The organism is Roseobacter sp., assembly GCF_024639605.1.
In the GTDB taxonomy this organism is placed as follows: Bacteria; Pseudomonadota; Alphaproteobacteria; order Rhodobacterales; family Rhodobacteraceae; genus Roseobacter.
This window is the reverse complement of sequence record NZ_JAHEHZ010000117.1, coordinates 1-11178: the sequence shown is the minus strand read 5'-3', so window position 1 is coordinate 11178 and position 11178 is coordinate 1. Positions and strand designations below refer to the sequence as shown.

Annotated in this window: 15 protein-coding genes; 5 read left to right on the top strand and 10 right to left on the bottom strand. The window is 59.8% G+C overall.

Features of this window, described 5'->3' with window-relative positions; all coding sequences use genetic code 11:
* Window positions 1-625: alpha-D-ribose 1-methylphosphonate 5-triphosphate diphosphatase (locus Q0M35_RS14010; protein WP_295316359.1), on the top strand; the 625-nt coding region annotated here is incomplete at its 5' end.
* On the opposite strand, the gene Q0M35_RS14005 is transcribed toward Q0M35_RS14010, so the two are convergent.
* From Q0M35_RS14005 to Q0M35_RS13995, 3 genes are all read right to left on the bottom strand, one after another.
* Complete coding sequence (locus Q0M35_RS14005; protein ID WP_295316357.1) at window positions 626-1693, bottom strand: 5-(carboxyamino)imidazole ribonucleotide synthase; 1068 nt, start codon at window positions 1691-1693, stop codon at window positions 626-628.
* A complete protein-coding gene (gene purE, locus Q0M35_RS14000) occupies window positions 1686-2174 on the bottom strand; it encodes a 5-(carboxyamino)imidazole ribonucleotide mutase (RefSeq protein ID WP_295316355.1) in 489 nt (162 codons plus the stop codon). Before purE ends, Q0M35_RS14005 begins: the two co-directional genes overlap by 8 nt.
* Window positions 2175-2255: 81 nt before the next feature.
* Complete coding sequence (locus tag Q0M35_RS13995; RefSeq protein WP_295316353.1) at window positions 2256-2480, bottom strand: DUF465 domain-containing protein; 225 nt, start codon at window positions 2478-2480, stop codon at window positions 2256-2258.
* Window positions 2481-2638: 158 nt separating this feature from the next.
* Between Q0M35_RS13995 and Q0M35_RS13990 the strand changes: the two genes are divergently transcribed.
* From Q0M35_RS13990 to Q0M35_RS13980, 3 genes are all read left to right on the top strand, one after another.
* Window positions 2639-3052: an Hsp20 family protein gene (locus Q0M35_RS13990; protein ID WP_295316351.1), complete on the top strand. Its 414-nt coding sequence runs from the start codon at window positions 2639-2641 to the stop codon at window positions 3050-3052.
* 3 nt (window positions 3053-3055) lie between these two features.
* Window positions 3056-3280, top strand: coding sequence for a DUF1150 family protein (locus tag Q0M35_RS13985; protein ID WP_295316349.1), 225 nt, complete (start codon window positions 3056-3058; stop codon window positions 3278-3280).
* 77 nt (window positions 3281-3357) lie between these two features.
* The gene (locus Q0M35_RS13980; protein WP_295316347.1) at window positions 3358-4230 is read left to right on the top strand and encodes a PhzF family phenazine biosynthesis protein; all 873 of its coding nucleotides are present in this window, start codon (window positions 3358-3360) and stop codon (window positions 4228-4230) included.
* A gap of 6 nt (window positions 4231-4236) precedes the next feature.
* Here the strand turns inward: Q0M35_RS13980 and Q0M35_RS13975 are convergent, their stop codons facing one another.
* The gene (locus Q0M35_RS13975) at window positions 4237-5577 is read right to left on the bottom strand and encodes a cytochrome P450 (RefSeq protein WP_295316346.1); all 1341 of its coding nucleotides are present in this window, start codon (window positions 5575-5577) and stop codon (window positions 4237-4239) included.
* Window positions 5578-5708: 131 nt separating this feature from the next.
* On the bottom strand, window positions 5709-6710 hold the full coding sequence (gene trxB, locus Q0M35_RS13970) for a thioredoxin-disulfide reductase (protein WP_295316344.1): 1002 nt from the start codon (window positions 6708-6710) through the stop codon (window positions 5709-5711).
* Between the two features lie 200 nt (window positions 6711-6910).
* Here trxB and Q0M35_RS13965 point away from each other — a divergent pair, with 200 nt between their 5' ends.
* Window positions 6911-7411: an Lrp/AsnC family transcriptional regulator gene (locus Q0M35_RS13965; RefSeq protein ID WP_169641444.1), complete on the top strand. Its 501-nt coding sequence runs from the start codon at window positions 6911-6913 to the stop codon at window positions 7409-7411.
* Here the strand turns inward: Q0M35_RS13965 and Q0M35_RS13960 are convergent.
* From Q0M35_RS13960 to Q0M35_RS13940, 5 genes are all read right to left on the bottom strand, one after another.
* Window positions 7408-8160, bottom strand: a complete 753-nt coding sequence (locus Q0M35_RS13960) for a Hint domain-containing protein (RefSeq protein ID WP_295316340.1) — start codon at window positions 8158-8160, stop codon at window positions 7408-7410. The two genes, Q0M35_RS13965 and Q0M35_RS13960, sit on opposite strands and share 4 nt — an antisense overlap.
* Window positions 8161-8459: 299 nt before the next feature.
* On the bottom strand, window positions 8460-8606 hold the full coding sequence (locus Q0M35_RS13955; RefSeq protein ID WP_295316338.1) for a hypothetical protein: 147 nt from the start codon (window positions 8604-8606) through the stop codon (window positions 8460-8462).
* Window positions 8607-8916: 310 nt separating this feature from the next.
* Window positions 8917-9672 (bottom strand): peptidoglycan editing factor PgeF, encoded by a 756-nt coding sequence (gene pgeF, locus Q0M35_RS13950; protein ID WP_295316335.1) that lies wholly within the window; start codon window positions 9670-9672, stop codon window positions 8917-8919.
* Window positions 9669-10727, bottom strand: coding sequence for an SAM-dependent methyltransferase (locus Q0M35_RS13945; protein WP_295316333.1), 1059 nt, complete (start codon window positions 10725-10727; stop codon window positions 9669-9671). The genes pgeF and Q0M35_RS13945 overlap by 4 nt, the downstream gene beginning before the upstream one ends.
* The coding region (locus Q0M35_RS13940; protein ID WP_295316331.1) for a prolipoprotein diacylglyceryl transferase at window positions 10724-11178 on the bottom strand (455 nt) is incomplete at its 5' end. The genes Q0M35_RS13940 and Q0M35_RS13945, both read right to left, overlap by 4 nt.

Genomic DNA, 11178 nt, shown 5'->3' with positions numbered 1-11178 from the left:
CGGGCTGGTAGGGCAGGCGCTGAAAGCTGCCCGCAATCCCGAAGTGCATCTTGAAATGCTGCAGAACCTGCATGCCGGCATGGCGCAGGTGCCTGCCGCACTGGATACCCTGTGCGCCGCCCTTGCCGCCCTGGGCGTGCGGATGGGCAGCCATGACGACGCAACACGCGACCACCGGGTTGCCTGGCAGTCCCGTGGTGTCAGCATCGCGGAATTTCCGGAGACCATTGAAGCCGCCGAGGCTACAAAGGATGTTGGTGGTACGGTTGTTCTGGGCTCGCCCAATGCGGTGCGCGGCGGCTCTCACAAAGGCAACGCCAGCGCCATTGATCTGATTGCGATGGGCCACTGCGACGCGCTGGCCTCTGACTACCATTACCCCAGCCCGCGCCGCGCGGCACTGATGCTTGCCGACACCGGTATGGTCGATTTCAAAACGGCCTGGGGGCTTGTATCCTCCGGGCCCGCGCGCGCGCTTGGTCTCACCGACCGCGGCACGCTGGAGCCGGGAAAACGCGCCGATCTGGTCATTCTTGATGCCACCACGCGCCGGGTTGCAGCAACTTTGGCAGGTGGCATGTTCAGCCATGTTTCGGGCCGGATTGCCGAGCGGTTTTTCGGCTGATTATCCGGTAATCCGGTTCACGTGGCCCATCTTGCGCCCGGGCTTTGTTTCGGCCTTGCCATAGAGGTGCACAGCGGCGTTCTTCTCCGCACTGAGCGCAGGGACCTTGTCTATGTCATCGCCGATGAGGTTTTGCATCGTTACATCGGCATAGCGGCTGCCATCGCCCAGAGACCATCCGGCGATGGCACGGATATGCTGCTCAAACTGGTCCACGACGCATCCGTTCTGGGTCCAGTGGCCGGAATTATGCACACGGGGAGCGATCTCATTTACCACGAGCCCGCCTTGCGTGACAAAAAGCTCAACCCCGAGAACACCGGTGTAATCGAGCGCATTCAGAATTCTGGCCGCGATCAGAACAGCGTCCGTCCGCTGTGCTGCGTTCAGCCGCGACGGAACGGAAGTGGTACGCAGAATGCCGTCTTTGTGCACGTTCTCGCCAGGATCAAAACAGGCAACATCGCCTGCCGCACTGCGGGCCGCGATCACTGAAACTTCATAGCTGAAGTCCACAAACCCCTCGAGCAGGGCAGGCTGATCCTTCATCTGCGCATATGCAGTGGCGGCATCCTGCGCGTCCTGCAGCCGCGCCTGTCCTTTGCCGTCATAGCCGAAGCGGCGGGTCTTCAGGATCGAAGGGGTGCCAATGAGAGCCAGAGCCTGGGCAAGCGCGCCAATATCGGAAACGTCCGCGAAAGGCGCGACCTGAAGCCCGAGATCCTGCAGAAAGGTCTTTTCGGTCAGACGATCCTGACTGATCCGAAGGGCCTCGCGGCCGGGCCGGATCGGGACGGTTTCTTCGATGGTATCCAGTGCCGCGGTCGGTACGTTTTCAAACTCATAGGTCACTATATCGACACTCTGCGCAAAGCGTTTGAGTGCATGTGCATCTTCATAAGGAGCGGTGGTGACGGCATCCGCGACCTGTCCGGCGGGCGGGTTGTCCGATGGCTCATATATGTGACAGCGCAAGCCGAGGCGAGAGGCTGCCACGCTCAGCATCCGCCCGAGCTGTCCGCCGCCCAGGATACCGATGGTGGCGCCGGTGCGCAGGGGCTCAGTCATCAGCCGGTTCCTCAGGAATTGAGGCAGAGAGGGCAGCGCGCCAGCCATCAAGCCGGCCGGCCAGGGCCTCGTCGCTCAGAGCGAGAATACCTGCAGCCATCAGCGCGGCATTGGCAGCTCCCGCAGACCCGATCGCCATGGTTGCCACCGGGAAACCCTTTGGCATCTGAAGAATGGAATAAAGAGAATCCACGCCCGACAGCGCGCGGGTCTGCACCGGCACGCCGATGACCGGCACGCGGGTCTTGGACGCCATCATTCCGGGCAGATGCGCAGCACCACCGGCACCGGCAATGATCACCTGCAGTCCGCGACCCACAGCCGATTTACCATAGTCCCAGAGACGGTCGGGGGTGCGGTGAGCCGAGACGATTTTTGTCTCATAAGCCACGCCAAGTTCGTCCAGCAGCACCGCTGCCTCTTTCATGGTGGGCCAGTCGGACTGACTGCCCATGATAATGCCAACAACCGGCGTGGTCATATGTAAGGGTTCCCTGAGCCTGTCCCGCGCGAGCCGGAACTATAGTCGAATCGTCCTGCCTGGCAATGCGGTCAGAATAGTTCAGGCAATGATATCCGGCGTCAGACGGTCTTCGATCTGCGCGATAACATCCTTGAGGCGCAGTTTGCGTTTTTTCAGCCGCTGCAGTGTCAGCTGATCGCCCATACCTTTTTCCGCCAGGGCGTGAATCGCCTCGTCCAGATCGCGGTGTTCGCGGCGAAAAACCTCGAGTTCCACGCGCAGCACCTCATCGGTCTTCATCGAAAGGTCAGACTGAACGTTCATCGCAGCGTGATTCCATAGCTGTTACCGGTACCATCATAAGCGTTCGGGACTTTATCGCATAGCCCTTGTCTCCGGCTCGACTGCTCCCCATATTCATCTCAGGGATCGCCGCTAAGGGATCCTGAATGACTGTCGCTTGACCTAAAAGGACGTGTCGCATGACGAAAATGACCCTTGGTTCATATCCCCATATGCTGGGATTTGAACAGCTTGAACGCCTGCTGGAACGCACTGCGAAGTCCGGCAACGAGGGGTACCCTCCGTTCAATATCGAACAGACATCCGATTTTTCCTACCGGATCACGCTGGCTGTTGCAGGCTTTGCCGAAGAAGACATCTCGATCACTGTCGAGGACCGGCAGCTTGTTATCCGCGGTCGTCAGACTGATGACAGCGAAGGACGCGTGTTTTTGCACCGTGGCATCGCGGCCCGCCAGTTTCAGCGCAGCTTTGTGCTCGCCGATGGTGTGGACGTGGGAGAAGCAATCATCGGAAACGGTCTGCTGCACATCGATCTGACACGCGCAAAACCGCAGTCCGTTATCAAAAAAATCAACATCAGAAAGGGGTGAGCCATGCACGAACCGTTTGAAGGACACCAGACAGACAGCCGCATCGTTTACGTGAAAGCGATTGATGTGACTGACCTGCCCGATGAGGTGCAGGGCCAGATCGAAGGCATTGAACAGCTCTACGCTGTGCACGACAGCGAGGGCCAGCAGCTGGCACTTGTCGCTGACCGCAACCTCGCGTTCCGTCTTGCGCGGCAGAATGACTATGCGCCCGTCGCGGTGCATTGACGCCGCCTGAGGCGTGCTGAAGAATTAAGAAGGGCTGCAGACCGCTGCGGCCCTTCTTTTATTTCGGGAGACCGGCGATGGAGTATCAGTTTGACTGGGTGGATGCCTTTGCCGCAAGCGCCTTTGGCGGCAACGGCTGCGCGGTCGTGCACGACGGAGCGGAACTGCCCGCCGAATTATGCATGGCTTATGTCCGTGAAACCTCGCTGGTGGAATGCACTTTTACCGGTCCGTCGGACGTCGCTGATATTCGTGTCAGATATTTCCTGGCAAGCCGCGAGATCCCTTTTGCCGGCCATCCCACCATCGCGACTGTGGCTGCGATGCGGTCCCGTGGCATGACAGGCGACGGGTCCCTGACACTTGAGACAGGGGCGGGCATCGTTCCGGTCACGGTCAGCGGCACAAGGGTCACGATGACCCAGATCGCGCCGCAGTTCGGCGAGACCGTACCTCCCGGTATCGTCGCCGCAGTGGGCAGCATTTCACCCGATCAGATCATCGCGCCACCGCAGATTGTCTCAACGGGACTGCCGTTCTGCATTACAGTTCTGCGCGATCGCGCAGCCCTTGAGGCGCTGACTTTTGATCATGCCGCCATGCAACGGCTCGCCACGCATCTGGGGCAGACCGGGACGGACCTGATGGAGCCTTTCTGGGTTATTCAGGACGGGGCAACAGAAGCCGGTGATACTTACGCGCGCCTTTTGCTGGCGCCGCCATCCCCTGCAGAAGACCCCTTCACCGGCTCCGCGACCGGTGCCATGGCGGCGTATCTGTGGTCGCACGGGCTGATCGGCAGACCGGACTTTGTCGCCGAACAAGGACACGCCATGGGCCGTCCCGGGCAGGCGCAGGTCAGCGTGCTGGGCCCGCACGACGCCATCACCGGAGTAGAAGTCGGCGGCAACGGCGTCATCGTGATGTCAGGCACTGTGCATTTTCCCTGACCGGTGTCAGGCGGTCCTGTGCAAAGATTTTGCGGGGTGCAGCACGAGCGGCAGACCCCCTTTTGGTTTCGGGATCGGCATCCGTTGCCATTCCGGTGCGCCATAAGGCAGCACGACCCGGTTTGTGCGCAGCAGCGTCGCCACGAAGAGCTTTACCTGCATGGTGGCGAAATGCATCCCGATGCATTTGTGCGCCCCGCCGCCAAAAGGTGTCCACGCAAAACGGTGGCTGCGGTCTTCGGCGCGTCCCGGGCTGAACCGGTCGGGATCAAACGCGTCGGGATTTGTGTAGAGATCCGACGAGAGCATCGTGACGCCCGGATTGAGCGCCAGGGACGTCCCGGCGGGGATATCAAAGCCTTGCCAGTGAAAATCACGCAGCGCCAGACGCGGAATAAAAGGCACAGGGGGCACAAGGCGCAGCGCTTCCCGGAAAACCTTGTCGGTCTCAGTCATCTTTGCCAGCGCTTCCTCATCGAGCGCTACGTCCCCCAGATCTGCCACTTCCTGAACCAGGCGGCGCTGCCATTCAGGGTGAGAGCCAAGAGCAGACATCATCACGGTCAGAGAGGTGGCGGTGGTGTCATGTGCGGCCATGATCAGCAGATTGAACTGGTTGACGATCTGCTCTTCATCCCATGAATGACCGTCATCATCCGTGGCAATGCACATATGCGAGAAGAAATCATCGCCGCCCGACAGCCTGCGTTCAGCGATAAGATCCCGGAATGTGTTGCGCAGAAAATCGCGCCCCCGCACCCCGTGCCACATCGGCGTAAAGGGAATGGCATGGCGGATCGGCGTGACCGAGGCGCGGATTTCATTTTTGATGGCGCGGTTGATCTTTTGCGCCAGCGCGCCATCAAGCGGCAGCCCCATAAAGACAGCACCACCCATGCGCAGGGTCAGATCCTTTATGGCGGCATAAAAATCAAACGGACGTTCGCGGGGCCAGGTGAGCAGCAGATCGTTCATCGTCTGCTCCATGCGCGCCCTGTATTCCCGGATGGCAGAGGCGCGAAAGGCCGCCGTCATAATCCTGCGGTTCATACGGTGTTTGTCAAAATCCTGCAGAATGAGCCCGCCCGGGTATATTTTGCGCAGCGCGTCCCAGCCGCCTTCGGACGAAAAATTCTTGCCCTGATCCAGCAGCACATGTTCCAGCGCGTCCGCTCCGCAAAGATTGACCCGCCAGATGCCCAGCATCTTCGTTTTGTAAACAGGGCCATAGCGACGAATATACTCCTGTTGTGTGCCATAGCTGTCGCGCGCGATCGTCAGCGTATGGCCGACGATCGGCGGCAGGGGCGGGCCGGGAATATGGGACAGGGCGGCACGTGTGGGCATATGGACCTCGCTTGCAACGGTTCAGACCGGTCTCCGGTCCGGGCACGTCTGGCGTTATCCATATGTCTTGTGTTTACCGGCTTAACCCACCGTACGCAGGCAACACCCGCATGAGGTTCCCGGTCTGCGTTCTATTCAGCAGCGCTCTCTGAGACCTCGGCACCATAGCCGAGGGGCAGGGAGGTCTCTTCACCCTCGTTCTCTGCCAGAAAGCGCTCCGCCTCCAGGGCCGCCATGCAGCCCATGCCGGCAGATGTGACCGCCTGCCGGTACTTGTGATCGGTCAGATCGCCTGCGGCAAACACACCGGGGACCGATGTCTCGGTGCTGTCAGGTTTCGTGACGACATAGCCGCCCATATGCGTCTCAAGCACGTCCTTCACGAGTTCGTTGGCGGGCGCGTGGCCAATGGCGACAAAGACACCTTTGGCCGGGATTTCTGTGATTTCGCCGGTTTTTGTGCTCTTTACCCGCACCGCTTCGACACCGAGCGGAGCATCCGTGCCCACGACCTCTTCGAGCTCATGAAACCATAGGGGCTCGATTTTGGGGTTTTTCATCAGCCGGTCGATGAGTATTTTTTCCGCGCGCAATTCATCGCGGCGGTGGATCAGAGTGACTTTTGAGGCGAAGTTCGTCAGGAACAGCGCCTCTTCCACGGCGGTATTGCCGCCGCCGATCACGACAATTTCCTGACCCCGGTAGAAAAAGCCGTCACAGGTCGCACAGGCCGAGACACCGAAACCTTTAAATTTCTCCTCGGAAGGCAGTCCAAGCCATTTGGCCCGCGCGCCGGTCGCGAGGATCACAGCATCGGCCACATAGGTCGTGCCACTGTCCCCAGTGGCGACAAACGGGCGTTTCTCAAGGTTCAGACCGGTGATGATATCGCCGATGATCTCGGTACCCATCGCTTTGGCATGGGCTTCCATGCGCACCATCAGATCGGGCCCCTGCACTTCGGTGTCGCCGGGCCAGTTCTCGACTTCGGTGGTGGTGGTCAGCTGCCCGCCCGGTTCTATACCCTGCACCAGAAGGGGGTCCAGCATCGCGCGGCTGGCATAGACGCCGGCGGTATAACCGGCAGGGCCTGAGCCGATAATAAGTACGCGCGTTTTACGTATTTCACCCATGAAAATCCCCGTCTGATCTGGTTGCAGCAGCCTCCGATATATAGCGGCGGCGGCAGGGCTTAAACCCCTCGAATGCAGACGCCCGGTGCATAGCGGGATTGCTGGTTCGAGGAAACCCGGAAAGATTATTGCGCAATTGAGAAATAATATTGCGCACGATTGTGGTGGTGATATAACTTCTGCAAAATTAAGGGGGCCATATGGCAGGAACACGTCTGGATCCGATAGACCGGAAGATCCTTGCTGAATTGCAGGCAGATGGTCGGATGACCAATGTCGAGCTCGCACGACGGGTAGGCATTTCGGCGCCTCCCTGCCTGCGGCGGGTCAGAACTCTGGAAGAGTCGGGATATATCAAAGGGTACCACGCAGAAGTGGACGCCCGCGAGCTTGGTTTTGAAGTACAGGTTTTTGCGATGGTTGGCCTGGCCAGCCAGGCTGAAGCCGATCTGACCGCCTTTGAAAACCGCTGCCGGGCCTGGCCGCTTGTGCGCGAGTGCCATATGCTCAACGGCGAGGTAGATTTCATTCTGAAATGCGCGGCACCCGACCTTTCCGGTTTTCAGAAATTCCTTACCGGCGAATTGCTGACCACTCCGAATGTGGCCAGCGTCAAGACATCGCTGGTGATCCGCTGTGCCAAGGATGACCCGGGCGTGCCCTTTGATGTGCTCGAAGCGCGCCTGAGTGCTGCCGGTTAGGCTGCTGTCTGATCTGACGCGTCCGGCGGCAACCGTTCAAGGGCCACCGGCCCGAATTCGCTGAGCGAATCAATGTGCGGAAAGAGCGACATATAAACATCGCGCAGCGTATGCGATGTATCCCGCAGGGCCGCCGCATCAGGGTGGAAGCTCTCAACCTCAAGACCGCCCGCAATGATCGCGTCGTGCTGGCGCAGGGCGATATGAAAGAGCCGCACCGGGGTCGGCGGTGTTACTTCGATCACATTCACGCCATCCACAAAATTCCTCGCCGGGGTCATGACCTGGCGACCTTCATAGCTTGCACGAAGGTGCGCGGGTGTTTGCAGCAAACATGCCGCAGCTCCGAGGCTGACAAAACTGTCTGGCCGGTTCACACCAAAGCTGTCAGCCATGATGCGGGTAAGCGGCATACGGGCCGCGTCATCTGCGGGCGCGAAAGACGCTGATCCGATCCATGTGATTTCACCGGTGCCGCCGGAGGTTGCGACCTTGTCGCCGGGGTGCAGATCTTCTACGGCCACGGGGCCGTGTGGCGTGTGCACAAGCGTGCCACGCGCGAAGGCTGAAAACGCCCTGTCGAAAAGCGGCAGGGCCGGGATCCGGCGCTGCCCGATGATCGTGCTGCGGTCTGATCTCAGAGCGGCGATATCCGCAATCCGGACCGCACAGTTGATGCGGGATGCGGGGCGGGTATCAGATGCGGATACGGATGCAGGCAGTGTGGATGCGGGCGGCGTGAGGGTCATGCGATCACCTTTTAAAGCTGGTCACATCCCGTGTCGGCCCCACCGACGAGCACGGAAAGGACAGGTACATGTTCTTTCGTGTCTTGGGTCAGGAGAGAATGTGCGACGGCCAGCGGTTCTGTCAAAGATCCGGTGTTATTCGACCTGATCACGGGATCAATCCTGACAATCCGGCTGGTTTGTTTCTCCAGCCTGAGCCGGCTCGTCACATTTGCCGCAAGAAAAAACCCTCCCGCGATTCGTCGCGGAAGGGTCAGGGATATGGCCTCTGCCGGGGCCGTCACTCTGGAGGGAATGATTCAGGCAGATCTGGCGACCGGTTGCTCTTTACCGGCGCGCTTTGCGATAAAAGCTGCACGACGCACCCCCCGTTGCCAGGGCATTTCAGTTTTTGACGTATCGGCGGTCTTAATTACGGACCGGATAAAGCGTTTGTTGGTTTTCATGCTCTTGTCCTGCTCTTTTTTGTCTGCTCCGGGGCATTTGCCTCTCGTTGAGCATCAAATTGCCCGACCATTCGGGCAGGTTTGGGGCGGGAAACAATAAATCTGAAATAATTTTACAGAAAATTTGCTGCAATTTTGAACGAATTGCCCGATTTTGGGTACCCTGCGATTTTTCGTTGTTTTTATGAGGAAACGGGGCGCAAAACCACCGAATCAAGAGACAATTGGGCATAGAATGCAGCATTGTTCACGGCAAATGCGACCATGCCGGGGCAGGTTTCGCCGGTTTTTTGCCGCGTTTGGTTCGATTTCACAGTGTGATCGCCGCGATCAGCCGGCCGTAGTCGGCTTCTTTTTTATGGGTGCTGCGCCGGTAGGAATAGAACCGGTCTGCATCCGCGTAAGTACAATGCCGCGTCCATTCGGCTGATCCGATGCCTGCCTGGCGCAGACGGTAGAGCCCGAAGGCCGGCAAATCGAACATCATCCGGTCACCGTTGCCACCTGCAAAAAACCGCGTGTACTCCGGATCCTCAGCGCTGAAGGCATCGAAAAATTCCGGCCCGACTTCATAGGCGGCCTGCGAAATTGAAGGTCCGATAACAGCATGGATGTTGCCACGTACAGCCCCCAGTCCGAGCATGGCCTTGATCGTCGATTCCAGCACGCCGTTCAGGGCGCCTTTCCATCCGGCGTGAGCCGCACCAATGACGCCGGCCTCATGATCGGCAAAAAGCACAGGCTGGCAGTCTGCTGTCAGGATCGACAGCGCGATACCGGGCTGATCTGTGACCAGCGCGTCAGCTTTGGGTTTTTCTTCCAGCGGGCCCGTTATAGTCACCGCATCAGCCGAATGAACCTGGTGTACGCCCACAAGGTGATCAGTGCCGACGCCCATTGCTTCTGCTACGCGCGCACGGTTGATCGCGACAATTTCGGACTGATCAGAACTCCCGGATCCGCAGTTAAGCCCGGCAAACACACCCGATGACGCGCCCCCGCGGCGGGTGAAAAACCCATGCTTTAAAGGTCCGAGACTGTCTGCGGTCAGGATTTCAAGTGTCATCGTTCCAATCCGGGTGGCGGTCCGTCAGCATCGCGATAAAGACCCAGTACTTTGAACAGAGTTCCCATTTCGTCAGGGTGCGTCAAGCGGCGATGTGCAGCGATATGCTCTTCCAGCGCCGTGCCGCTGAGACCGGTGGCAAGCCGGCGCGCGTGTTCTGTGATGCCCAGTCTTTCCAGAAAATGCCCCTGTGGTGTCAGCCTGCTTGCAGCACAGGGAGCCGCCCGCGCGAGACCTTCAAAATCCACATGCGCGGTCAGATCCGCATGGCCGGGTTGCTCAAAGACGCCGGTCTTTTTATGCTCTTTCACCGCCTGGAATGTGTCGCCGGTGCTGCGCCACTCGCCATAATCAATGATCAGCGCCAGCCCGCCGGCCTGTGCTATTCTGCGGCCCGTTGCTTCGGCCAGTGGCCCGGCCTGAGGTGCGTATTCGACCATATCTCCGGGGCTCGTATCTTCCAGGCGATGCGACAGAGCCGGTTGGGGCAACTCAGGTGCAAGACCAAAACACAGCGCGCCGTTCTGCAGGCCGACCTGGCGTTCCCGCCAGTGTTTTTCTGTGCGCACAAACTGGCGCACGGGCAGCGCATCAAAAAATTCATTGGCAACAAGAAACAAGGGCGCATCCGGCAGGGCATCGAGGGTATCGGCAAAGACCGGTCTGACCGGTGCAAGGGCCGTCTTCTGAAGAATGCGCAGCTTCTCCGAGACTTCGAAAAGCGTAATCGTCGCGGCCTCATGGAAGCCCGGTACGCCGGCCGTGGCCCGCAGGATATCGGCCATAAGGGTGCCGCGGCCGGGACCAGCCTCGGCCAGAGTAATGGGTGACGGGCGGCCCTGATCGAGCCAGGCCTGTGCCATGCAAAGCCCGATCAGTTCGCCAAACATCTGGCTGATTTCGGGTGCCGTGGTAAAGTCTCCCGCGCGGCCAAACGGTTCGCGCGCGGTATAGTAACCATACCGGGGATGCAGCAGGCACTCGGCCATATACTCCGCGACGGAAACCGGCCCGTTTTCCGCGATCCGTGCCGTGAGCAGGTCGCGCAGTGTCATTGACGGAGCCGGGCCCGTGCCATCAGCCAGAGCCCGGCGAGGATCATTGGCAGCGACAGGATCTGTCCCATCGTGAGGCCCCAGCCGCCCACATGCCAGGCAAGCCCCAGCGGATTACCGGGGGCGGCGAAATAGGCATCAGGCTGGCGGACGAACTCCACGAGGAAGCGCGAAAACCCATAGCCTGCGAAAAACACACCCGCCACAAACCCGGGGCGCTTCAGCGCACCGCTGCGCCACACGAGCCAGATCAGCACCGCGCCCAGCAACAGACCCTCAAGCCCCGCCTCGTAAAGCTGCGAGGGGTGGCGGGCGCACAAGCCTTCAACGCCCGGACAATCCTGGGCTGCTGTGCCCGGGAAGGCCACACCCCAGGGCAGGTCCGTCGGGCGTCCCCAGAGCTCGGCATTGATGAAATTTGCCAGCCGTCCCAGCAACAGTCCCGGCGGCA